Source organism: Mogibacterium kristiansenii, assembly GCF_009695905.1.
GTDB lineage: Bacteria > Bacillota > Clostridia > Peptostreptococcales > Anaerovoracaceae > Mogibacterium_A > Mogibacterium_A kristiansenii.
Genome location: NZ_VUNA01000011.1, coordinates 24,035 through 48,726, shown reverse-complemented (window position 1 = coordinate 48,726; position 24,692 = coordinate 24,035). Strand labels below are relative to the sequence as shown.

Genomic DNA, 24,692 nt, shown 5'->3' with positions numbered 1-24,692 from the left:
ACTTAGGTGTATTTTTGTTAAAGAAAAGGAGACTTATAAATATGTGGCATTACATTATACCGCCGCTGATCGGTGCGGTAATCGGATACTGCACGAATTACATCGCCGTGAAAATGCTTTTCCGGCCGAGAAACGAAATCAAGGTGCTGGGGCACACACTGCCTTTCACCCCGGGTGCCATCCCGAAGAACAAGCCGCGCCTGGCAAAAGCCATCGGTGAAGTGGTGGAAACCACTTTCTTCGGAGAAGAGACCATCTCCGCCCAGTTCCTTTCCGGGGAAGCGGAGGACAACGCGGTGGCGCAGATGGTGCGGGGGATGGACCGCCCTATTTCAGATCTGGGTATCAGTGTTCTGGGTTCCGAAGAGAAATACGAGAAAGGGCTGGATCGGCTGAGTGAAATCCTCTCTCAGCAGCTTCTGCAGAGCCTGCGCAGCGGGGAAACCATTCGAATGGTTTCCGACACCGTCATCGACAAGCTGGTGAACCAGTTCCGGGGCGGCATGCTGGGAATGTTCATCACCGACAGTTTCGTGGAATCGGCGAAACAGATGGTGGAGGCTGGAATCCAAGGTGAAATAGAGGATAAAGGGGAGGAGTTCCTGAATCGGATGGTTCGCAGCCAGATGGATACCTGGAGCCGCGACACACTGTCGGAAATTGCCTTTGAAGCAGGATATTCCGACGAGCGCGTGGAGCGAATTCTGCGGAAGGCCTATCGCGGTGCGGTAAAGTCCGCGGTTCCGGCGCTGATTGACCGCATCAACGTATCGGGAATGATTGAAGAGAAGGTCAACGACATGTCCAACGAACAGCTGGAAGAGTTGGTACTTTCCGTGATGAAACGCGAGCTGAACCTGATTGTCAATCTGGGCGCACTGATCGGATTGATTCTGGGATGCTTGAATCTGCTCTTCTAATAAAAAAAGAAAAACGACAAGGATAAAGGAGACCGAAAATGACATACGAAGAAATAAGGGATTACTTAAACCATAAGAATCCTTTTCCCAACAAGTTGGGTGTGGTGATTACGGAGATTCGGGAAGGATATGCCACCGCAGAGGTGCCGGTACAGGACTATATGACCAACGGCGCATCCTCGGTGCACGGCGGAATGCTTTTCACCCTGTGCGATACCACCTGCGGTGCGGCCGCCGCTTCTTATCAGTATAAGACGACAACCGTGGATACTTCTTTTTATTACCTGCGGCCGGCGCTGCACTGCAGCAAGCTGCGGGCGGTGGCAAAGGAAGTCAAGCACGGAAAGCGGATTATGGTATTCGATTTGGAAGTGTTCGACGACGAGGACACGCTGCTGTGCAAGGGAACTTTCACCATGATGCAGCTGAAGTTCCCAATCGTGAACGAATAGAAGGTTAAAAACTGTAAGGTAAGGATTGGATTAATGGTGAATTACAATGAACAGAGAAGACATTAAGTATCAGGCCTACGTGCAGATTCTGAAGGAGGAGCTGGTTCCGGCTATGGGATGTACGGAACCGATTGCGCTGGCCTATGCGGCGGCTAAAGCTCGGGAGGTGCTGGGCAAAATGCCGGAGCGGGTGCGCATCGGTGCCAGCGGCAGCATTATCAAGAACGTAAAGAGCGTCATCGTGCCCCACACCAATCATCTGAAGGGAATCCCGGCAGCGGCTTCCGCCGGCATCGTGGCGGGCGACGCCTCCCGGGAACTGGAAGTGATCGCGGACGTGTCGGAAGAGCAGGCGGCGGAAATTGCGGCATACCTGGGACAGACGGAATTTACGGTGGAGCACGTGGACAACGGATGCGTGTTCGACATCATCGTGGATGTTTTTGCGGGAGGAGATTCCGCCAAGGTTCGAATTGCCAACTACCACACCAATATCGTGCGCATCGAAAAAAATGGCGAAATTCTCCACTACGTACCGGTGGAGGCAGACTCGGAAGAGGGCTTGACGGACCGGACACTGCTGGACGTGCAGTCCATTTGGGATTTTGCCACTACCGTGGACGTGGAGGATATCCGGGAGGTCATCGGCCGGCAGATTGAATACAACACGGCGATTGCCAAGGAAGGTCTGGCGGGAAACTACGGCGCCAACATCGGCAGCGTGCTTTTGGCCTGCTACGGAACAGACGTGCGCACCCGAGCGAAAGCCATGGCGGCGGCGGGTTCCGATGCCCGGATGAACGGCTGTGAACTTCCGGTTGTCATCAATGCGGGAAGCGGAAATCAGGGAATGACCTGTTCCCTTCCGGTGCTGGAATATGCCAAGGAACGAAAGGCGACGGAAGAGGAGACCTACCGGGCGCTGGCGCTGTCCAACCTGATTGCCATCCACCAGAAGACCGGAATCGGCCGACTCTCCGCATACTGCGGTGCGGTGAGTGCCGGAGCGGCAGCGGGTGCGGGAATCGCTTACCTTTGCGGTGGCGGTTACAAGGAAGTAATTCACACCGTGGTCAATGCGCTGGCCATCGTGTCCGGTATCATCTGTGACGGTGCTAAGGCTTCCTGCGCGGCCAAAATCGCATCTGCCGTGGATGCGGGAATCCTGGGATATAACATGTACCTGAATGGGCAGGAATTCTATGCGGGAGACGGAATCGTCACCCGAGGAATCGAGGCCACCATTCACAACGTAGGCCGTCTGGGAAGAGACGGCATGCGGGAGACCAATGAAGAAATCATCAAAATGATGATTGACGAATAGTATGAACCCTGAAAAACGAATGGAAGAAGCCGAAAAGGAGGTGGATATGTTCCTGAAAAATTACAACTGGATGAATCTCCGGAAAGATATTCCGGCGGGAATCATTATTGCGCTGGTATCCATCCCGATATCCATGGGCTATTCCCAGATTGCCGGACTACCGGCCATCTACGGATTGTACGGATCGGTTCTGCCGATTCTCCTTTTCGGATTGTGCTCCTCCTCGCCGCAGTTCGTCTTCGGCGTGGACGCCGCACCGGCCGCACTGGTGGGGGGAATGCTCGCCACCTTCGGAATCGCCGGTGGAACCAAGGAAGCCATGGCCTTCGTGCCGGTGGTCACCCTGATGGTCACCCTGTGGCTCCTGCTGTTCGCACTGCTGCGGGCGGGACGCTTCACCAACTTCATCTCCACTCCGGTTATGGGCGGTTTTATCAGCGGCATCGGCTGCGAAATCATTCTGATGCAAGTCCCAAAACTCTTTGGCGGGACGGCTTCCACCGGAGAGCTGTTCGAGCTGTTGCACCACATCCTCCGGGAAGCGATGCAGCACTTCAACCTGCTGTCCTTCGTTCTGGGGATGTGCGCCATCGCCCTCATCCGTTTTTGCGGAAAGCGCTGGCCCAAAGTCCCGATGCCGGTGATCCTCATGTTTGCCGGAGCGCTGATGTCCTATTTCCTTCCGCTAAAAAAATACGGCGTCACGATGCTGCCGCCGGTGGAGCCGGGGCTTCCGTCCTTCTCCGTTCCGGATTGGGGTGTCTTGATGAGCGTGGACCGGCACATGGTGCTGGCCAGCATGACCATCGCCCTGGTGATTGTGGCGGAAACCCTTCTGGCCACCAATAACTTTGCCATGAAAAACAATTACAAGGTGAACAACGACCGGGAATTATGGGCCTACATGCTGGGCAACTTGGCGGCGGCTTTTACCGGCTGCTGCCCGATGAACGGCAGCGTGTCCCGAACGGGAATCGCCGCCCAATTCGGGGGAAAATCTCAGATGATGTCCTTGGCAGCATCGGGAACCATGGTGCTGATTCTCTTGTTCTGCACCGGGTTTATCGGATACCTTCCGGTGCCGATTCTCTGCGCCATCGTCATCTGTGCCCTGATGGGCATCCTGGAATTCGATCTTGCGGCAAAACTTCGGAAAACCAATCGGGCGGAGTTTATTATTTTTATGGCGGCATTCTTAGGCGTACTGCTTCTGGGCACCATTTACGGGGTTGTGATCGGCGTCATCTTGTCCTTTATCGATGTGTTCGTTCGGGCGGTGGTTCCGCCGAGAGCTTACCTGGGGTGCATTCCGGGAAAGGATGGATTCTACGCCTTGGATCGGAACCGGAATGCCCGGCGAATCCAGCACACGGTCATCTATCGGTTCAGCGGAACCCTGTTCTTCGCTAATGTGGGCACCTTCCAGGAGGATATCGAACGGGCGGTAACGCCGGATATTCGGCAGGTTATCGTGGACGGAAGAGGCATTGGCAGCATCGATATCACGGCGGCGGAACGGCTGCCGGTAATCTACCGAAACCTGGAAAAGAACGGAGTTCGCTTCTACATGACGGAGCATCCCGGCGTGGTGAATGACCTCCTGTATAAATACGATGACGAAAAACTCCTGGAGGCGGGTATGTGCCGCCGCCACGTGGAGGATGCTTTGGCGGAATGCGGGCTGGTGCGCCCGTACCCGATTGTGGCTCACGAAGGGGATGAGCAACGGATTCAGATTCCGTACATCGACGAGAAGGTGGCGGAATACGAGTGGATCTTCGGAGAAGCCGCTAACGGAAAGCTGATTGAGGCGGCGGAAGAAATTGCGGAAGCGATTGTGGAACTGGGCACTTTTGATGAACACCAAATGCTTCGGGGTCTGAGAAAACAGGCGGCGGGAAACTGGGACGAGGTGAACGACCGGGAAATCCTGCACCATGTGGCAGAGGTGCTGCACCGACTGGCAGAGGAGTCCCGGGAAATGCATCGGGATGCCCACGGCATAGAGGAACTTCAGCACGAGGTAGAGGAAAGCCTGGAAGAACACCTGCGTCATCCAAAAGAATAAAAAAACCTGCATCCGGGAGGCAATCTTGGCTTGCCGACCGCATGCAGGTTTTCTTTTTTTACATTCTTAACAGCAGTTCCTTGGAAACCACCTGCCCGTTCTCGATGAAGAGACGGGGAACCCGCTTGCTCACGCTGCAGGTCAGCTCGTACGGGATGGTGCCCGCCATTTCCGCCATGTGCTCCAGGGAATTGTCCGGTCCGAAGATGGTCACCTCGTCGCCCACATCCACACCGGGTGCATCGGAAAGATCAATCATGCACATGTCCATGCAGATTTTGCCCCGTACCGGTGCCGGACCTTCTGCCGTCATCAGAGCGTAGCGGTTGGAAAGGCAGCGCAGGAAGCCGTCCGCATATCCGTAAGGCACCACGCCGATTCGCGTGGAATGGGTAGTCTCGAAAATTCCGCCGTAGCTGATATGGGTGCCGGCCGGGTAGATTTTGATGGTGCTGACAACGGTCTTCAGGGACATTACCGGACGGAGTCCCAGCTGCTTCGCATAGTCTCCGTATCCGTACAGCAGCAGGCCCGGGCGAACCATGTCCAGATAGGTTTCCGGATATTTTGCCGTGGCTCCGGTATTGGCACAGTGGCGAATCCGGAACTCATGCCCCCATTGTTCTTCCGCGCTCCGAATCACATCGGTGAACAGCTGAAACTGGTGCCGGGTGTATTCCAGCTCATCCGCACCTTCTTCATCCGCCACCGCAAAATGAGTAAAGATGCCTTCCGCATCCAGGCCCGGAAGGTTGCAGGCATGAACGATGCCGTTTACGCCGTGCTGAAAATAATCCCCCTCGCAGAGGTATCCCAGCCGGGACATGCCCGTATCCACCTTGATATGAACCTTCAGGGTGCCGCCGTATTTCACCGCCTCCTCGCTGTACTCCAGCGCCTTGGCCTCACAGGTCACCGCCTGGGTGATATTAAAGCAGATCAGCCGATCCACCTGTTCCTTCGGCGTGTGTCCCAGAATCAGAATCGGCATGGTGATGCCGTTGAAGCGAAGCTCCAAAGCCTCGTCGATGCTGCTCACCGCCAGGTAATCCGCCCCCAGCTCCTGCAGCTTTGTGGCCACCTGCAGGGAGCCGTGGCCGTAGGCATCCGCCTTCACCACGCCCAGGAAGCGCACATCCGGCCCAATGTGTTTCCGAATCGTGTGATAATTATATGTGAGGGCGTCCAGATCGATTTCCGCCCACGTCCGTTTCAATGTTGATTTCATATTTTTGCTCCTGTGAATCATATAAAAAAATATTCTTTTCGCCAGGGCACTTCCGATTGTTTCCACAGATCGGGAGCACTCAACAACAAAATATTTTAGCACGGGAATACCGGGGCTTCAAGGGACGTGATGAAAAACCTGCGTCCGGTCCGCAACCGCTTGCCGATAGGAAGAAAAACAAAGTTTCATTGGGATAAAAGACACGATTTGACGGAAAATGTGGTATTATAGGGGAAGTGTTTTTAGTGTAAAGTAGGAGGAAGATTGTATGACGATTTGCGATTTAGAAATCGGACAGTCTGCAGTAATATCGGCTGTGGGAGGCGAAGGAGCCCTTCGGCAGCATTTTTTGGATATGGGATTGATTCCCGGAATTGAAGTCACCCTGATTAAATACGCGCCCATGGGCGATCCTATGGAACTGATGGTATCCGGCTATTCCTTGACCCTGCGTCTGGCGGATGCGGCGCAGATTGACATCACTAACGTGCACGAACATCCCGGCGGCCGGGGAGAAGTGCTGGAACCCATTCAACCCAGCAAGGACATTCCTCACCCGGGAATCGGTGAAGAGGGCAGAGGAAGAGAACGAGACCGAGATGTATCGGAAGATCATATCGTTTTCGCATTGGCGGGAAATCAGAATTGCGGCAAAACCACCCTGTTCAACCAACTGACCGGGTCCAATCAGCACGTCGGAAACTTTCCGGGGGTAACAGTGGATCGAAAGAGCGGGATGATCAAAGGATATCCCGGCACGGAAGTAGTGGATTTGCCGGGCATCTACTCCCTTTCCCCGTACACCAGCGAGGAAATCGTCTCCCGGCAGTTTATTCTGGAAGAGAAACCATCGGCGATCATCAACATCATCGATGCTACCAACATTGAGCGAAACCTGTATCTCACCATGCAGCTGCTGGAGCTGAACGTTCCCATCGTCATCGCCCTGAACATGATGGATGAGATGACGGGAAACGGCGGCTCGGTGCTGATCAATGAGATGGAAGAAATCCTTCAGGTGCCGGTCATTCCAACCTCGGCGGCGAAAAACCAAGGGGTGGAGGAGCTGGCCGAGCACGCCGTGCGCATTGCGCGTCTGGGTGAGACTCACGGCCGGGTGGATTTCTGCAATCCGAAGGATCACAACGGTGCCGTGCACCGGGCGATTCACGGAATCATGAGTCTGGTGGGCGATCACGCAGAGGCGGCCGGCATTCCGGTTCGGTTTGCGGTCACGAAGCTGATTGAAGGGGACCCGCTGGTAACGAAGGCGCTGGCGCTTACAGAGAATGAAGAGGAAATGGTGGAGAAAATCACTTGCCAGATGGAAGAGGAGTGCGGCATGGACCGCAGCGCCGCCATGGCGGATATGCGATATACCTTTATTCGCCGGCTGTGCCATCAGACGGTGATTAAACCGAAGGAAAGTAAGGAGCGGATTCGAAGCCAGAAACTGGACCGCTTCCTCACCGGCAAGTGGACCGCCATTCCGGCTTTCGTGGCCATCATGGGATTGGTGTTCTGGCTCACCTTTAACGTCATCGGGGCCTTCTTCCAGAACCTGCTGGATGAAGGGATCCAAATAATCACCCACTGGACGGATCAGTGGCTCACCGCCATGGACGTGGCGACGCCGATTCATTCGCTGATCATCGATGGCGTTTTTACCGGCGTAGGTTCGGTGTTGTCCTTTGTGCCGATTGTTGTGGTGTTGTACCTGTTCCTGTCCCTGCTGGAAGACAGCGGGTACATGGCGCGGGTAGCATTCTTTATGGATAAACTCCTGCGCCGGGTGGGACTCTCCGGGCGCAGTATCGTGCCGATGCTGGTGGGCTTCGGCTGCAGCGTTCCCGCAATCATGTCTTCCCGCACCCTGCCGTCGGAGCGGGACCGGAAGATGACGCTGCTGCTGATTCCTTTTATGAGCTGTTCCGCAAAGATGCCAATTTACGCATTCTTTGCCAACACGTTCTTCCCGAAGTACGCGGCGCCGGTGATGATTTCGATGTATTTTATCGGAATTCTCATGGCTATATTAATTGCCCTCATCGGCAAAAACACGGTGTTCAAAGGGGAGGCGGTTCCTTTCGTCATGGAGCTGCCGAACTACCGGATGCCGGGGGCGAAGAGCGTTCTGCAGCTCATGTGGGACAAGGCGAAGGACTTCCTGCAGCGGGCGTTCTCCGTCATCTTTATCGGCACTATCGTGGTGTGGTTCCTGCAGAACTTCAACTTCTCCATGAACATGGTTTCGGACCCGCAGTCCAGCATGCTGGCGGCACTGGCGGGATTCCTGGCACCGCTGTTCATCCCGCTGGGCTTCGGAAACTGGCAGATGGTAACTGCCTTGATTTCCGGTTTCCTGGCGAAGGAAAGCGTGGTATCCATGATGGCGGTGGTATACGGCGGAACCGCAGCCGTTCGTTCGGCCATCACTCCGCTGGCGGCGTTCACTTTCATGGTGTTCTGCCTGCTGTACACCCCGTGCATTGCGGCGGTAGCCACCATTCGGAAGGAGCAGGGCCGAGGAGCCGCCATCCTCATGGTCATCTTCCAGTGCATCGTGGCCTGGCTCGTTGCGTGGGCGGTGCACCTGATTGGAAGCATTCTTCTGTAAAAACAAAAAAACACTCACCGGCAGCGTCCGGTGAGTTTTAGATAGTGGGAAAAAACGGAATTTCTTAATAATTATTAAGATTTCTTTAGGATTTGCGGGAATGGTTGAAACAAAAGCGGATTATATATATAATTACATCATTGCGGAAAAGTAATTCTGAAGATATTTGTCATGATAAAAGAGAAACTGAAAAAAATTGCGCCGGAGTACTCCTGGGGATTGCTGACGGCGGTGGTTATTTTAAACTGCATAACGTATTTCGGAACTCGCCTGTTCACCTCCGGGATGAAACACCATTCCATCCAGCTGGCGGTGGATCGGATGATTCCATTCTGCCCGCACTGGATTGTAGTTTACTTTTTGGCGTTCCCCTTCTGGGTCTGTGGATTTATTCTCATTGCCCGGGAGAGCCGGGAGATGTGCCGCATTTATCTGATCGGAGAGATGATTGCGAAAACAATTTGCCTGATCTGTTTCGTGGTGTTTCCCACCACCCTGGTGCGGCCGGTCATCGATGCCGACGGGTCCTTCTGGGAACAGTTGGTGGCGATGCTGTACCGAATCGATTCGCCGGACAATTTGTTTCCGTCCATCCACTGCCTGGAAAGCTGGATTTGCTTTCGCAGTGCACGGAAGATGAAGAAGGCGCCGCCCCGGTATCGGAATGTGGCGGCGGTGGCAACGATAATGATTTTCGCGTCCACCCAGCTGCTGAAACAGCACGTGCTGCTGGACGTGGCGGGCGCAATTGCCGCAGGAGAAATGGGGCTCCTGCTGGCGCATAAATTGTATGTTCAAAGAGAGGGTGCGACTGTATGAACAAAAAGAAAGCAGTGTGGGGTTTCCTTTCTCTGGGAATTGCCATACTGACGATAATGATGATTGCATCGGGAAGCAAGGAGTTTTCCTTGGATACCATGATGGCGTATCTGAGCCGGGCGAACAAGCTGTGGCTGGCGGCCGGCTTGCTGTGCATGTTCGGCTACATCTGGTTTGAAGGATATGCACTGGTGCACATCTGTCGGACGCTGGGATACCAAAGTGCGAAACGGCAGGGGACGGTGTACGGGGCGGCGGACGTCTTTTTTTCCGCCATCACTCCTTCCGCCTCCGGCGGACAGCCGGCCAGCATGTTCTTTATGCTTCGGGATGGAATGAACATCCCGGCATGTACCACCGCATTGCTGATTAATTTGGTAATGTACACCTTGGCGACGCTGACCATCGGCAGCCTGTCCGTGCTGTTTCACTTCAATCTGTTTCGCAGAATGTCCCTGTTCTCCAGAATTTTAATCGTGGTGGGCTGCTTCATCATGACGGGACTGTCCCTGCTGTTCTACATGCTGCTTCGCCGGGGAGAGATCTTGTACCGGCTCTGTGACCGGGTGATGGAGATGCTGGGAAAGCGAAAGCTCCTGAGCAACCTCACGAAGAAGCAGGCGAAGCTGAAAAAGAAAATGGCGGAATACCAACAGTGTTCCGATGAAATCGCCGGACACGGGTGGATGCTGATTCGTATTTTTATCATCAATCTGCTGCAGCGGCTGTCCCAGATCGGCGTGACATTTACGATTTTTATGGCGCTGGGAGAAGGGCTTCGAACTTCCGTGGAAGGATTTGTGGTTCAGGCCTTTACCGCGCTGGGATCCAACAGCATCCCGATTCCGGGCGGAATGGGCGGTGCGGACTACCTGATGCTGGACGGATTCGGAGAGATTCTGGGCCGGGATGCGGCATCCATCGAGATGCTGTGCCGGGGCTGTTCCTTCTACGTATGCATTATTACCAGTGCACTGATTGTGCTGGCAGGGTATTTTATGGGAAGAAAAAGGAGTTTGAGAAAATGATAGGATTTTACAATTACACGGTGTGGCTGACATACCTGTCCCTGATTTCGGCCGGGACGGGAATTATGATTTCTCTGTACAGCCACGCCCATCCCTTCATAGGCGTGTTCTTTCTGCTGGTCAGCGGACTGTGTGATGCCTTCGACGGAAAGGTGGCTCGGAGCAAGAAGAACCGCACGGAGATGGAGAAGAAATTCGGAATTCAGATTGATTCCCTGGCGGATATGGTGAGCTTCGGCGTGCTTCCGGCCTGCATCGGCAGCGCCATGATGCGTGTCGTTCTGCAGAATTATGAAGCGGGGGATCCCACTAGTGCGGACAAACTGCTGAGTCACCCGTACTTCTTCATCTGCTATGCGGTGATGATTCTGTACATTTTGGCTGCCCTGATTCGCTTGGCTTATTTTAACGTGGCCGAAGAAGAACGGCAGAAGACGGAGGGGGGCGTTCGCAAATATTACGAAGGACTTCCGGTCACTTCCGCAGCGCTGATTTTCCCGACGGTACTGCTGTTCCAGCTCGTGCTGCCGAAGGACATCACCTGGATCTATTTTCTGACCATGGCCGTTACGGGATTCCTGTTCATTTCCAAAATCCCGGTGAGAAAGCCGGATACCAAGGGCATTCTGGCAATGGTAGGAATCGGTGCCATCGAATTCATCATCCTGATTGCTACATAGATGTATTACGAGGGGTAGAAAAGAGATATGCTGAAATTCTTATATCAGACGATGCCGGGACGATGCATCCTGAAGCTGCTGACCCGCCCGGGCTTATCCCGCTTCGTGGGCCGCTTCATGGATTCTGCCATTTCCCGTCCCATTATTCCTCGCTTCATCCGCAAAAATAACATCGATATGAACGATTATCTGGACGAGGAGTACGGCTGTTTCAATGACTTTTTCTGTCGCCGGATCCGTCCGGAGCTTCGGCCCATGGATATGGATGAGGCAGTGCTTCCGTCACCTTGCGACGGGCTCCTTAGCGCCTATCCCATTACGGACTCCCTGGTGATTCCCGTAAAAGGAAGCCGGTATTCCATCCGGGATCTGGTTCGGGACGAGGAGTTGGCACAAAAATACGAGAACGGCACCTGTCTGGTCTTCCGGCTGTGCGTGCATCATTACCACCGCTACGCCTATCCGGACAACGGCCGCAAAACGAAAAATACTTTTATCCCGGGCGTGCTGCATACGGTCCGTCCGGTGGCACTTCGGGAACTTCCCGTATTTACGGAAAATGCGCGGGAGTATACGGTCATCCGCAGCGAGAACTTCGGCGATGTGCTTCAGATGGAAGTGGGCGCCATGCTGGTGGGGAAAATTGACAACTACCATCAGGAGGCGGATGTCCGGAGAGGACAGGAGAAGGGGCGTTTCCTTTACGGCGGCTCTACTATCATCCTGCTCCTGGAGCCGGGAACCGTTGCGGTAACGGAGAAATTCTTCAAAGCCACTCGGGCCGGTGAAGAGACGGAAGTGAAGATGGGGGAAGCCATCGGCAGAAGGGAATAGCCGGAAACGGACAATAAAGCGAAAGCGCACGGGAATCCGAAGAGGGTTCTCGTGCGCTATTTTTCTATTTAATAATCAACATGTTGGTGCGTTTCAACTCCTTGATTTCCTCCGGGGTCATCAGCAGTTCGTTGCGAATCTCGTCGGTGACGGTAAGGGGTTCACGGGAGACCAGAATTTTCAAGGTAATCCCCTGGTAGTATAGGGAGATGCAGGACATGATGCCCTTTTGGCGGCGTCCCTTTTGGAAAAGGAGCGGCATGCGGATGAACACCTTGTCAAAGGGCGGCGCTTCGTTGGTGTAGTAGAAGGTAATGCTGGTATCGGAATAGGATACGGTTCCATGGTAGATGAAATCCGATTGATATTCCGAATTCTCGGCATCCGTCACAAAGTAAATCTTGGATTTCATGGACGGATGGGAGTTTTCAATCATGGCGTTCTTCACCCTCTTCTCCTCTCCGTTGTACCAATAGATGTATAACCGGTCAATCAGATGTTTTTCGTATTTCAGGATATCCGCATTTTTCAGGTCCACGTACGTGGCCGGAAGGAGTTCCGAGATGTCCACATTTAAAGCGGTACAGATTTCCACCAGAGCATCGATGGCGATGTTGACTTCACCGTTTTCGTATTTGGACAGGGACGCGGGGCTGCGATGGACGGCCTCCGCAAGTTCCGCCAATGTAATTCCTTTCATTTTTCGGCTGGCTTTCAGTTTCTGCCCCAGGGTTTTGTAGAATGATTCCTGCATAGATGTCTCCCCTATTTATTTTAAAAACTGAGACTTTCACTTTTGGAAAGAAAGTCATGAATATTTGTGATACTTTAAAATACTTTTTGGAATATTATACCACAGGACAATATTTTTTTCACACTATGAAAAAAAATACCCGCCAATTTTGAATTTAAAGCGAGTGGGCACATTTGAACCTCCGAAAACATTTTGTTATTCTTTAGACAATCAAGGAAGAGATTATTCATAGGAGGTACATAACTATGGCTAAACAGGAATTTAAACAGAAAAGAGTAATGTCCCGGGAAGAGTTCCCGTATGAGTGGGAAGTCATTGAAAATATCTGGGTACCGATGTCCGACGGATGCAGATGTTCGGCACGTATGTGGAAACCAAAGTCCGACAAACCGCTGCCAACCATCTTCGAAACCCAGCCATACCGTAAGAGAGACGGTATGAGAGGCAGAGACGAACCGATGTACGGATACTTCGCAGGAATGGGATACAACGTTGTCCGCGTGGACATGCGCGGTGCCGGCGAATCCGACGACTGCTTCTACGATGAGTATCTGAAGCAGGAACAGGATGATGCCATCGATGCCATCAACTGGATTGCTGCACAGCCATGGTGCGACGGAAACGTCGGTATGCAGGGCAAGTCCTGGTCCGGATTCAACTCCCTCCAGGTTGCCGCAAGAAGACCGGCGCCGCTGAAGGCCATCATCTGTATCGGCTTCGTAGACGATCGGTACACACAGGATATCCACTACAAGGGCGGATGCCTCCTGAACGACAACTTCTGGTGGGGCAACATCATGCTGGCATATATGTGCCGTCCGATTGATAAAGAAATTAAGCCGGATACATGGTATGAAGAATCCATCAAGAGACTGGAAGAGATGCCGCTGTGGCCGGAAAACTGGCTGAAACATCAGACCAGAGACGACTACTGGAAGCACGGTTCCGTCAGCGTGAACTACGACGACATTCAGGTTCCGGTATTTGCACTGGACGGATATGCCGATTCCTACACCAACAGCGTATGCACTCTGATGGAAGGCCTGTCCGTTCCAAGAAAAGCCATCATCGGACCGTGGGCGCACGTATTCCAGCACGACGGAATGCCGCAGCCGGCAATGGACTACCTGGGCGAAGCAACCAAATGGTGGGATAAGTGGCTGAAGGGCATCGACAACGATACCTTGGATTGCCCACAGATCACCGTATGGATGGAAGACAGCATGAAGCCGGAAACCGTACACCCAATCTCCGACGGACGCTGGGTTGCTGTAGAAAGCTGGCCGTCCGCTGACGTAAACGATAAGACACTGCACATGACCTATGGCCACCTGCAGGATGAGAAGAATGAGAAGGAAGAAATCGTAGACCTCAGCACCGTTCAGAACCACGGACTGTTCGCCAACGAGTGGATGGGCGCCGGCGTTCTGGGTGAAAGCCCGGCAGATATGAGATGCGATGACGGAATGGCAATGACCTTCGATTCCGACGTAATCGAAGAGGACTTCGAGATCTTCGGATATCCGACATTCACCGTAGAGTTCACCGCAGACAAGCCAAACGCATTCCTGTATGCAGAACTGTGCGACATTCATCCGGATGGCGCAGCAACCAGAGTATCTTACGGTCTCATGAACCTGACACACCTGGAAGGACACGAGAAGGTGACATACCTGGAGCCGGGCAAGAAATACAAGGCAACCGTTACACTGGACGTATGCGGACACGTATTCCCGAAGGGACACAGAGTTCGTCTGGCAGTAGCAAACTCCTTCTGGCCGATGATCTGGCCGTCTCCGGAGAAGGTAACTCTGAAGCTGGATCTCTCCACCGCAGAGTTCACACTGCCAATCTTCACCGGTAAGGATACCGAAGGCCCGAACATGGAAGCGAAGTGCGCTCCGCTGACACCGATGACCGTCCTGAAGGAAGGCGTGGTAAACCGTCAGATTACCTACGATCTGCTTACCGACTCCTGGACATCCATCACCGATGGTGTAGGCGGCGTATTCGGCGAAGGAATCTATCGCTTCGATGATATCGGCACCGTAGTAGAGCACAACCTGAAGAGAATCCTGACCGTAAGCAACTCCGATCCGTCGGATGCAAGATACGAAATCATTCAGAAGATGAAGAACGGTCGTCCGGGCTGGGAAATCGACTGCGACATCGATGTGGTACAGACCGCTGACAAAGAGAACTTCTACATTACCGGATTCATGGATGCTTCCATCAACGGAGAGCATGCATTCCACAGGGATTACGATGTAACCGTTCCTCGTAACGGACTCTAGAAAACGGCTTGCATAGGGGGGGCGGACTCCGGCCTCCCCTATGCTTTATAAAGAATAAGAGATAGACAAAAAAGGAGAGGGGCTATGAAAAACAAGAAAATCACATTTTGGGAACTGGTTATGCTGAACATTTCCGCTCTGTACGGAATTCGTTGGATTGCCAGATCCACATCGGATGCGTATCTGGGACTGGGTGCGATTCCGATGTGGGTAATACTGATGTTCCTGTTCTTCGTACCGCAGGCACTGATGTGCGCGGAAATGGCAGCATCCTATCCGCACGATGGCGGGCTGGCCTATTGGGTGAAGGTGGCCTTCGGAACCAAATACGGATTCCTGGTGTCCTGGATGCACTGGACGGCTTTAATTTTCTGGTTTGCATCCTTCCTCACCTTCTTTTCGGTAAATGCCACCTACATGGTGGGACGTCCGGAACTGGCCAACAACAAATTGTTGGTGTTGGTGATGTCCATCGCCATCATTTGGATTCTGTCCATCGCCAGCATGAAAGGCATGGAATTCGGAAAGTATTTTACCAGTGTGGGATCTCTGGGATCTACGGTGCCGACGGTATGCCTGATTGTACTGAGCTTTGTGGCAATCGTTTTCCTGAAGAAGGCGCCGAGTGCTTCCGTATTCACCGTTGCGACGCTGACGCCGAAGCTGAACATGAACTCCCTGGTAGCGATTTCCAGCATTATGTTTGCCTACACCGGTGCTCAGCTGGCCGCCAACTTCATCTCGGAGATGGAGAATCCGCAGAAAAATTATCCGCGGGCAATCTGCACCGCAGCGGCGATTATCGGCGTGCTGTACGCCATCGGTTCCATCGCCATGACCATGCTGCTGCCGACCTCGGAGATTCAGTCTTCTACCGGAACGCTGGATGCACTGCTTCGTGCCTGTGAACTTCTGGGAATTCCAACCTTGTTCGTTCAGGTCATCGCACTGGGAATCGCACTGTCCGTATTGGGGGCATTGGTTCTGTACATCGCACAGCCGACCAAGATGCTCTTCGGGTTCGTGGAACCGGGCGTATTCTCGGAACGGATTACCAAGGTGAATGAGCACGGAATTCCGACCAAAGCGATTGTTTTCCAGGCCACCCTGATCTCCGTCCTGCTGATTGGCGTGTCCTACCTGCCGGGAGTGGAGGCAATCTACAACATGCTGGTGACCATGACAGCGTTGACCACGCTGTTCCCGTACGTATTCCTGTTCTTGGCATACGGAAAGATTAAGCGGGAAAAAGAAGATTTGGATGGGCTTTATGTGATGACGAAGAACAAGAAGCTGGCATCCACCGTTACATATGCCGTAACCGCATTGTGCGTATTTGCCATCATCTGCTCTGCACTTCCGATTATGGGAAACACGCAGGAAAACATCATCTATGAAGCAGAACTGATTGGCGGAAGTATATTGATTATCGTATCCGGCCTGCTGATCTGGAAGAAATCCGGATTGGAGAACAAGGTGATTCCGGTGAGAGACGTGAAACAGACCGTTCCGGAATCGGAGCCGGAAACCTCAGGGGAAAAGTAATTATTTTTAGCGACAATTAAATAAATGAGGAGAGTATTATGGGAACACAATCAAAACTGAAGAAAAACATGCTCCGGCTAATCCTGATTTCCATCGCCGGAACCATGATCTACGGATTGCCGTATTTTAGATCGTACTACTACGATGCGTATTTGCAGACCTACGGGTTGACCAACGCTCAGATGGGTATGTTCGGTTCCATTTTCGGAATCATGGGCGCCTGCTCCTATCTGTTCGGCGGCGTGGTGGCGGATATTTTCACACCGAAAAAACTGATGTCCGTCTCCATGGTCCTCACCGGCTTGGGTGGTTTGCTGCACCTGCTGCACCCGAATTATCTGATGCTGGTATTCATCTATCTGCTCTGGGGCTTCACCTCCCTGTTCGCATTCTGGCCGGCACTGCTGAAGGTGCTGCGTTCTCTGGCGAATGAGGATGAGCAGAGCAAGGCATACGGCTTTATGGATGCGACAAGAGGTGTCACCAATGCGGTTCAGCTGGCGGTAACTCTGGCCATCTTCAATGCGCTGAGCAAGAAAGCCAGCGACCTGGCAGGCCTGAACGGCGTGGTAATTTTCTACTCCGCCATCTGCATCGTAATGGGCATTGGATTGTACTTCGTACTGGATGAAAGAAAGTTCGAAACCGAAAAGAAAGATGATGTCAAAGCGGAAGACGAAGAGAGCAAGTTCTCCTTTGCCATTGTAAAACAGGTGCTGAAGATGCCGGTGGTATGGATGCTGTCCCTGGTAGTATGCTGTTCTTACACCATGAACATCCTGTTCTACTACTTCACTCCGTATGCAACCGCAAACCTGAGCATGACTGCCGCTGCCGGCGCCATGGTTACCATGCTGGCGCAGTACGTTCGTCCGGTGGCTTGCGTGGTCGGCGGCGTGGCGGCAGACCGAATCGGAAGAGCAAACGTAATGTACGGAACGCTGGGCATCATGCTGGCGTCCACGCTGGTGCTGATCTTTGCGGGCTCTATGACCAGCAAGGTGTTCATCGGTATCTGCGTATGCATCTACTTCGGCATGTATGCGGCATATTCTCTGGCGTTCTCCATGTTTGATGAATGCGGAATTCCGAAGCACATGTCCGGAACCGCCATCGGTTTGATCTGCACCATCGGTTATATGCCGGAATTCATCTGCCCACTGCTGGCCGGAAAAGTTCTGGATTCGTACGGGAATGCGGGATACCATATCCTGTTCGTATTCTTAGCAGTCATGATGGTAATCGGTCTGGTGATTCTCACCGTTTACAAGCGCTACATCAAGAAGATGCACGCAAAGGGTGCGCTTTAATTCAGACAATTATATTTGAATATTCTAAGTGACCATATCAGAATATAAGCCGAAAGGCCCCCGTCGATTTTCGACGGGGTCCTTTCATTTGGTGTTTCTATTTTATAATCAGCATGTTGCTGCGTTTCAGTTCCTTAATTTCTTCCGGAGAGATGAAGAGCTCCTTCGTAAGCTCCGGGGTAAAGGTGAGGGGTTTCTTGGATACCATGATTTTGGCGGTAACCCCCTGGTAGAACAGGGAGATGCAGGACATGATTCCCATCTGAGGATGGTCCTTATGGAAGAGAAGAGGCATCCGAATAAAGATCTTATCAAACGGCGGTTCCTCATTGGTGTAGTAGAACATGATGCAGGTATCGGAGTAAGTGACCTCGCCGTGATAGATGAAATCCGACTGATACTCCATATGCTTCGTATCCGTGTCGAAATACAGCACGGACTTCATGGACGGATGAGAGTTCTCGATGAGTGCACTCTTTACCTTTTTTGCGTCTCCGCTGTACCAGTAGATGTACAGTTGATCCACAAAATGCTTTTTGTACTTCAGGATATCCACATTGTCCGGATCGCTGTAGGTGGCCGGCAGAAATTCCGCAATATCTACATTTAACGCGGTGCAGATTTCCACCAGAGCGTCGAGGGCGATGTTCACATTCCCGCTCTCATATTTGGAAAGGGAGGCGGGACTCCGATGAATGGTGTCCGCCAATTCCGTCAATGTGATGCCCTTCGCCTTCCGGCAGGCTTTTATTTTTTGACCGAGGGTTCTGTAAAATGATGGCTGCATAGATGTCTCCCTTCTGATGTCGATCCAAACTTTCGCTTTTGGAAAGAATTTCATGAATAAATGTGATGTATGCAAATTACTAAGGACAACTATAACACATTTACAAATTTTTTTCATCATATGAAAAAAATAATCGAAGCATTTTTGAAAACCGTGAATGCGACCGAATTTGAGCCGGGATTTTCTCTTTGTTATTATATAGACAAGTTAAGGCGAGAGTGCTTGTTTAGGAGGTAAGGATATTATTCCGGTGACAGAAGCCGGAAACCTTAGACCGCAGAGCAAATTGATTTTACGGAAGAAAGGAGCCGATAAAGATGCTTGTATTGAGAAACGCGAGAATCATCCCGGAGCTGACCGAGGGATACGATTCGGATAGAGCGGATATCGTTATAGATAATGAAATTATTCAGGAAATTAAAGCACCGAAAACTGCAGATGCCGGTGAGGTTTTGGACATGACCGATATGACCGTGATTCCGGGATTAATCGAAGCGCATCTGCACTTAGACCTGAAGGGTACCAACACCTTCGAGGAAAACGTTCAGCCGGATGCATACCGCAGCATGACCGCGCTGAAGCTGGCACAGGATAACCTGCGTCAGGGGTACACCACCGTTCGGGATGTGGGCGACCGAAACAATATTGTAATCGACATCGCCAGAGCGGTTCGGGAAGGCGCGGTGGTAGCACCGGACATCCTGGCCAGCGGAAAGATCATCTCGCCGACAGAGAAGGGAAACGACTTCTTCGGTACCATGTATCTGGAAGCGGATTCTCCGGAAGAGTTCCGGAAAGCGATTCGAAAACAGTACCAGAGAGGCGCTGACTGGATTAAGATTATGGGCACCGGAGCAATTATGAATCCGGGTGCGGAGCCGGGTCTTCCGATTATTACCGAAGAGGAATTGAAGGCTGCTTGCGATATGGCAGACTTCTTGAAGATGCCGGTATCCGTGCACTGCCACGGAACGGACGGCATCAAGATGTGCATTCGCAATGGCGTTCGTACCATTGAGCATTCCACTATTTTGGACGATGAGTGCTTGCGGATGTACAAGGCATCGAATCGGAGCTTTATGATGCCGACACTGAGCGCACCGCACTCTTTCCTGGATTGGCCGGAAGGAATGCCGAAGCACTACGTGGAGAAATCCAAGAAAATCGTCAAGGTTCTGGATGAAGGAATGAGAGAGGCCTACCTGCAGGGAATCAAGATGGGTTGGGCGACCGATGCGGGTGTCTACGAAGGCAGCCACGGCAACGGAATCTACGAGTTCCGGATTCGTGTGAACAAGCTGGGAATGGACCCGAAGGATACGTTGATTCAGGCGACCAAGTACAATGCGGAAATCCTGATGATTGACGATCGGGTGGGCACCATAAAAGCAGGAAAGAAAGCGAATTTGGCAGTATTCCGGGGAAATCCGGATGAAGATATTGAAAAATTGAATGATGTTGCACTGGTCATCAAGGACGGCAAGAAGGTTCTTGTATAACCGGGAAGAGTTATGGATGCAACCAGAGGTGTCACCAACGCAGTGCTGCTGGCTGTAACCCTGGCCATCTTCAATGCACTGAGCAAGAAGGCCAGCGATCTGGCAGGTCTGAACGGCGCAGTTATCTTCTGCCCGCTGCTGGCCGGAAAAGTTCTGGATACATACGGAAATGCGGGATACCACATCCTGTTTATCTTCTTGGCTGTTATGATGGTAATTGGTCTCATTCTTCTGACCTTCTACAAGCGTCTCGTGAAAAAGATGTAATATACCAAGTGATAATATAATAATATAATTACCCAAAAAACCCCATCGAAATCGATGGGGCTTTTCATGTACGGTTGTATTTGTTTGGTGTTATTCTTCTTCCATTTGCAGGTTGGCCCAGCAGCTGTAGCTTCGCTTCAGGGTGTGGGCGATGGCATCCGTGTCCCGCTCTTCCAGAATCTTTAAGATTTCAAAATGGATGTCCACCAGATACTTCCGGTCATGCTCCCGAATGCACTGCTCGATGGTGCGGATTCGGGATCCGTAGGTCAGCTTGGACAGCATTTCGTTCACGGTGACAATCAGGTCGTTTCGGGTCGCCTTCGCGATGGCATCGTGGAAGGCGATGTCCGTCCGGCAGATTAATTTCGGATCCGGATTGGGTTCGTCCAGTTCCCGCTCGATGGAGACCGCAATTTGTCGCAGGTTCTCCGCATCCTCCGTATTGAGACCTTGATCCATGATAACCTGCAAGGTACCGAACTCGATGCATTGCCGGAGACCGATAAGGTCTTGGTAGGATTCTTTTTTCTGGAGAATCATACTGTAGATCAACGGATTGATGGTCTGCGGTTTGAAGGTTCGACATACAAAAGTACCTTCGGGACGGCGAATCTCCAGAATGCCGTACGCAACCAGGGTTCGTACCGCCTCCCGTACCGTGTTCCGTCCGACGCAGAAGCTGGAGGCCAGCTCCGGCTCAGTGGGAATCTTGTCTCCCGGATTAATCTGCCCGTCGATGATGGCTTCCGTCAATCGTTCCACCACGATATCGGAAGCGGATTTCATGCGAATGGGCTTCATAAAATCTGAAGCAGTCATTAATTTTCCTTTCTGTGCAGCAGTGCTGCGTTTCGCGGCAGAGGGAGAAAGAAATTAATTCTTCTTCTCTACGATGGTGTCTGCCAGCGTCTCAAAATATTTAACGTAAGCGGCGTGGTCTTCTTCCATGTGACCGTGCGCCTTCATGGTCTGCTGGATTTCATAGAGCTGAGCGGTGTAAGGAATCGGGCAATCAATGGCGTGGGCCGTGTTGATTACGTTGGTGATATCCTTGTGGTTGACTTTGATGGTTCCGCCCGGGGTGAAGTTCCGTTCCACCATCATCGGCGCCTTATCTTCCAGAGCGTAGCTTCGCGCAGCACCGCCTTCGATGGCTTTGTATACCTTCTCCGGATCCACGCCGGCTTTGGCCGCAAAGGTGAGGGCTTCCGCTACGATGGCGATGTTGTTGTTTACGATAATCTGATTGGCCAGCTTGCAGATGCTTCCGGAGCCGGAATCGCCAATCAGGGTTGCCTGAGAACTGTAGGTGTCAAAGATCGGCGCGCAGGTGTTGAAATTCTTCTCGTCGCCGCCCACCATGATGGCCAGCGTGCCGGCCTTGGCGCCGCTCTCTCCGCCGGATACCGGCGCATCTAAGAATCCGATGCCTTTCTCCTGCAGCTTCTCATAGCATTCTCTGGAATCGTTGGCGGTGACGGAGCTGTGATCTACCACAATCTGTCCGGCCTTCATGTAATCCATCAGGCCGCCTTCGCCGAAAATGACGTTCTTAACGATGGATGCGTTCGGGAGAATCATCTCCACCACATCGCACTGTTCCGCCAGATCCTTATTGCTTCCGGCGGTCGCACCTTCGGCCACCAGTTCCGCAACGATCTTCTCGTTCAGGTCGGATACCATGACATCCAGACCTGCTTTTACCATGTGTTCTGCCATGGGACGTCCCATGATTCCCAGTCCAATAAATCCTACTTTCATTGTGTGTTTCCTCCTGTTGATGTTTCGTGTTTTGGATTAAAAAAACAGTACCGCCTGCAGCCATAAACCGAATTGTGTTCAACATAGGATGTTTAACACTTCAATACTAATGAAAAATTCATGCAAAGTCAATTGGAATTCTGCTTTATTTTAGAAGATGGGTTTGTTGCCTGAAACAAATTTTTCGACAAAATATTGTTTATTGTTGACTTTAGCGTAAAATGTTCGTAAAATAAAATCAACATCCTATGATAGTATGAACTAATGATGGGGTGATACCCGGGTTCGCGCCCGGAAACCGAAATCATTGGCTTTGCGGGGAGGCGAGCGCAAACTGGGAGCCGGGCAAAATGAATAAGTCAGACCATGCATCAGAAATCGAATTATATTATCTTGCTACAGAACAATGTATCTCATATGCCTAGAATTTCGAGGGCGATTCACGCTGTTTGACACAAAAATAAGAATTAGCGTGAACGAAATTCGCCGGAATTGCGAAAATCTAATTTTGAAGCGACCGGCTGATGACTATTGTTCACGCTGAAAAAGGAATTTGCTTCAAAAAGCGTGAACTGTTTTCAAAAGGGTGACTTGTACAGAGGAACTTCCATGGAGAAAGCGGAAATCAATTCACGCTAATCAGCAGTAAATGTAAAATTAGCGTGAAGTCATGTAAAAATTCTAGGCATATTGAACTTATGATATTAAAATAATTCTAATTGTCAAATTGGCATTGAAGAAAAAGGATAACACAATGGCCTTGGAGTGACCTAATTTTCAATGAGCCATATTAACTCGTATACAAGAAAGAAGCTGGGCAACCAGTCACCATACCATTTGTTCAGATCCTTCCGTCTAAATTTCAATAACAAATTCAGAAAATGTTAATTTGAGTAATAATTCTGAAACATTTTATTGGTATAATACGCATGAGAGATGCTCATGTAAAAATTGCAAAGTATTGATTGGAGAAGCCTATGAAAATGTATTCGAAAAATATCGTCCGCTGTATCAGTATGCTCGAAGACATCTATGTTATTGTATTTGCTGTTATTTCACTTATGGGAACTGTTGATAGAGTTTCTACAACGGTAACTTATTTACTGTTGCTGCTCTCCTTGTGTGGAGTTGTGTTCCTGGTGGTCGCATCAATAAAGAATAATAAGTTTGAAGGATACGTACGAGCCACTTGCTTTTTGGTAATAATGACGAATCTGTATTTGTGGATAAAACCGTGGTAAACACAAAATATCGGACAGTCCTGTTGCTGTCCGATATTTTTGTTATGAAGAAATTGTTAGAATATATCCACACCCTCTCCGTGAAAGAAGGCTTAGATTTGAAGAGATGGCAATTAATTTTTTGCGAATAATAGAGATTCGAACATCGATGGACCGATCCGAAACATCATAATTCTGTGCGTTATTAATGTTCAGTGATTCTGCTCTAGATATAATGCATTGAGGCTGTTCGAAAAAAGCGTGTAGAATTTTAGATTCATATGAAGTAAGGTCGATTGTTCCTTTAGGTGTAGTTAGCGTTCCCAAGGAAAAATGCAATAATGTATTTCCGTACCAAAGCATGTCCTTACGTTCTTCATGAGTCAGAAGCTGCTTAATTCGAAGTAACAGCTCTGGGTAATTAATCGGTTTTATCAGAAAGTCATCAAAGAAAACCTCATCAAAGAAAAGGCGCGGAGAAGTTGATGTTTGATTATCTATATCTTCTGATGAAAAAAGAAATAAAAATTTACCATGATAAAACTGATTTGAAAAAGAAATTTGACCGTGCCATTCTAATTCAAAAGTTTCATAATCAAGAATTGTTAAATCGGTAGGGCTCTCAATGAACGCATCAGAAAAAGAGCCTTTGACAATAACATCATTGATGAGTTTCTCCTTCTGCAGGAATTCTTTCAAACTGTTTGCAAAAGCGAAATCCCGTGAGACGATAGCAATTCGATTTTCGAAAGACATATTCTATCTCCTGCATTGAAATGGGCATAAAATTACAATAACAAATTGAGCACTACATGCCCTGATATTACGAGCGTAATATCAGGGCATGTACAATCTGATTCCACCTTTTAGAAAAATCCGATTATGAAATAAACATTCCAAATTGCCGCCAGTCCGCTTCCATCATGCAGTTCTCCGTTTTTTCCTTTCATACAGCAGCCACAGTAGTATAAGCAAAACGGCGATTCCAATCGTTGCGAGGATTCCCTTATGTTCCGAGAGGAACGAGGCCGATTCTTCCTGCGTCCCCACATCGTACACCCGAACGAAGGATCCTTCGTTTTCGATTTCGTCTCCCCGGCAATTTCTTTTATCGCCTTATCTTGGATTTTATCCCGAACGGATTGATCGACTTCGATAGATCCGGTATAGCCCTTTAAATCGTAGGATTTATATTGAACCTCATCGTCCGCATTTGCAAAAGAAGTGAAGATAAAAATAGTCACGACAATGCAGAGTATTCCGGTGAGAGTTCGAAGTCCGT

20 protein-coding genes are annotated in these 24,692 nt (G+C 50.9%); 14 read left to right on the top strand and 6 right to left on the bottom strand.

Annotated elements, in window-relative coordinates; all coding sequences use genetic code 11:
- Positions 1–41 precede the first annotated feature (41 nt).
- Genes FYJ65_RS06555 through FYJ65_RS06540 form a run of 4 tightly spaced genes read left to right on the top strand, consistent with a single transcriptional unit; the run spans position 42 to position 4,764 of the window.
- Entirely contained in the window at positions 42–920 is an 879-nt protein-coding gene (locus tag FYJ65_RS06555) for a DUF445 domain-containing protein (RefSeq protein WP_154554547.1), read from the top strand.
- A gap of 38 nt (positions 921–958) precedes the next feature.
- A complete protein-coding gene (locus FYJ65_RS06550; RefSeq protein ID WP_154554546.1) occupies positions 959–1,372 on the top strand; it encodes a PaaI family thioesterase in 414 nt (137 codons plus the stop codon).
- Between the two features lie 46 nt (positions 1,373–1,418).
- The gene (locus tag FYJ65_RS06545; protein WP_154554545.1) at positions 1,419–2,696 is read left to right on the top strand and encodes an L-cysteine desulfidase family protein; all 1,278 of its coding nucleotides are present in this window, start codon (positions 1,419–1,421) and stop codon (positions 2,694–2,696) included.
- Between the two features lie 19 nt (positions 2,697–2,715).
- Positions 2,716–4,764, top strand: coding sequence for a SulP family inorganic anion transporter (locus FYJ65_RS06540; RefSeq protein WP_235898221.1), 2,049 nt, complete (start codon positions 2,716–2,718; stop codon positions 4,762–4,764).
- 58 nt (positions 4,765–4,822) lie between these two features.
- On the opposite strand, the gene alr is transcribed toward FYJ65_RS06540, so the two are convergent.
- A complete protein-coding gene (gene alr / locus FYJ65_RS06535; protein WP_154554544.1) occupies positions 4,823–5,992 on the bottom strand; it encodes an alanine racemase in 1,170 nt (389 codons plus the stop codon).
- 268 nt (positions 5,993–6,260) lie between these two features.
- Here alr and feoB point away from each other — a divergent pair, with 268 nt between their 5' ends.
- The 5 genes from feoB to FYJ65_RS06510 all read left to right on the top strand — a co-directional run bounded on the left by feoB (position 6,261) and on the right by FYJ65_RS06510 (position 11,970).
- Positions 6,261–8,609, top strand: coding sequence for a ferrous iron transport protein B (gene feoB / locus FYJ65_RS06530; RefSeq protein WP_154554543.1), 2,349 nt, complete (start codon positions 6,261–6,263; stop codon positions 8,607–8,609).
- 171 nt (positions 8,610–8,780) lie between these two features.
- Positions 8,781–9,428 (top strand): phosphatase PAP2 family protein, encoded by a 648-nt coding sequence (locus FYJ65_RS06525; RefSeq protein WP_154554542.1) that lies wholly within the window; start codon positions 8,781–8,783, stop codon positions 9,426–9,428.
- The gene (locus tag FYJ65_RS06520) at positions 9,425–10,456 is read left to right on the top strand and encodes a lysylphosphatidylglycerol synthase transmembrane domain-containing protein (protein ID WP_154554541.1); all 1,032 of its coding nucleotides are present in this window, start codon (positions 9,425–9,427) and stop codon (positions 10,454–10,456) included. The genes FYJ65_RS06525 and FYJ65_RS06520 overlap by 4 nt, the downstream gene beginning before the upstream one ends.
- Positions 10,453–11,136 (top strand): CDP-alcohol phosphatidyltransferase family protein, encoded by a 684-nt coding sequence (locus FYJ65_RS06515; protein WP_154554540.1) that lies wholly within the window; start codon positions 10,453–10,455, stop codon positions 11,134–11,136. The genes FYJ65_RS06520 and FYJ65_RS06515 overlap by 4 nt, the downstream gene beginning before the upstream one ends.
- A 27-nt stretch (positions 11,137–11,163) precedes the next feature.
- On the top strand, positions 11,164–11,970 hold the full coding sequence (locus FYJ65_RS06510; RefSeq protein WP_154554539.1) for a phosphatidylserine decarboxylase: 807 nt from the start codon (positions 11,164–11,166) through the stop codon (positions 11,968–11,970).
- Between the two features lie 64 nt (positions 11,971–12,034).
- On the opposite strand, the gene FYJ65_RS06505 is transcribed toward FYJ65_RS06510, so the two are convergent.
- Complete coding sequence (locus FYJ65_RS06505) at positions 12,035–12,724, bottom strand: helix-turn-helix domain-containing protein (RefSeq protein ID WP_154554538.1); 690 nt, start codon at positions 12,722–12,724, stop codon at positions 12,035–12,037.
- A gap of 245 nt (positions 12,725–12,969) precedes the next feature.
- Between FYJ65_RS06505 and FYJ65_RS06500 the strand changes: the two genes are divergently transcribed.
- The 3 genes from FYJ65_RS06500 (at position 12,970) to FYJ65_RS06490 (ending at position 17,873) form a co-directional block, all read left to right on the top strand.
- Positions 12,970–15,018, top strand: a complete 2,049-nt coding sequence (locus tag FYJ65_RS06500) for a CocE/NonD family hydrolase (RefSeq protein WP_154554537.1) — start codon at positions 12,970–12,972, stop codon at positions 15,016–15,018.
- A gap of 84 nt (positions 15,019–15,102) precedes the next feature.
- On the top strand, positions 15,103–16,563 hold the full coding sequence (locus FYJ65_RS06495; protein WP_154554536.1) for an APC family permease: 1,461 nt from the start codon (positions 15,103–15,105) through the stop codon (positions 16,561–16,563).
- Between the two features lie 38 nt (positions 16,564–16,601).
- Positions 16,602–17,873, top strand: a complete 1,272-nt coding sequence (locus FYJ65_RS06490; protein WP_154554535.1) for an MFS transporter — start codon at positions 16,602–16,604, stop codon at positions 17,871–17,873.
- Positions 17,874–17,970: 97 nt separating this feature from the next.
- Here FYJ65_RS06490 and FYJ65_RS06485 read toward each other — a convergent pair whose 3' ends face one another.
- On the bottom strand, positions 17,971–18,660 hold the full coding sequence (locus tag FYJ65_RS06485; RefSeq protein WP_206157343.1) for a helix-turn-helix domain-containing protein: 690 nt from the start codon (positions 18,658–18,660) through the stop codon (positions 17,971–17,973).
- A gap of 317 nt (positions 18,661–18,977) precedes the next feature.
- On the opposite strand from FYJ65_RS06485, the gene FYJ65_RS06480 reads away from it, so the two are divergent.
- Together FYJ65_RS06480 and FYJ65_RS06475 are read left to right on the top strand one after the other, a co-directional pair.
- Complete coding sequence (locus FYJ65_RS06480; RefSeq protein ID WP_154554533.1) at positions 18,978–20,159, top strand: metal-dependent hydrolase family protein; 1,182 nt, start codon at positions 18,978–18,980, stop codon at positions 20,157–20,159.
- 12 nt (positions 20,160–20,171) lie between these two features.
- Complete coding sequence (locus FYJ65_RS06475) at positions 20,172–20,426, top strand: hypothetical protein (protein WP_154554532.1); 255 nt, start codon at positions 20,172–20,174, stop codon at positions 20,424–20,426.
- A gap of 90 nt (positions 20,427–20,516) precedes the next feature.
- Here the strand turns inward: FYJ65_RS06475 and FYJ65_RS06470 are convergent, their stop codons facing one another.
- The 3 genes from FYJ65_RS06470 to FYJ65_RS06460 form a co-directional block, all read right to left on the bottom strand.
- A complete protein-coding gene (locus FYJ65_RS06470; RefSeq protein WP_154554531.1) occupies positions 20,517–21,248 on the bottom strand; it encodes a FadR/GntR family transcriptional regulator in 732 nt (243 codons plus the stop codon).
- A 54-nt stretch (positions 21,249–21,302) separates the two neighbouring features.
- The gene (locus tag FYJ65_RS06465) at positions 21,303–22,211 is read right to left on the bottom strand and encodes an NAD(P)-binding domain-containing protein (RefSeq protein WP_288796568.1); all 909 of its coding nucleotides are present in this window, start codon (positions 22,209–22,211) and stop codon (positions 21,303–21,305) included.
- A gap of 1,262 nt (positions 22,212–23,473) precedes the next feature.
- Positions 23,474–24,166: a response regulator transcription factor gene (locus FYJ65_RS06460; protein ID WP_154554529.1), complete on the bottom strand. Its 693-nt coding sequence runs from the start codon at positions 24,164–24,166 to the stop codon at positions 23,474–23,476.
- Positions 24,167–24,692 lie beyond the last annotated feature (526 nt).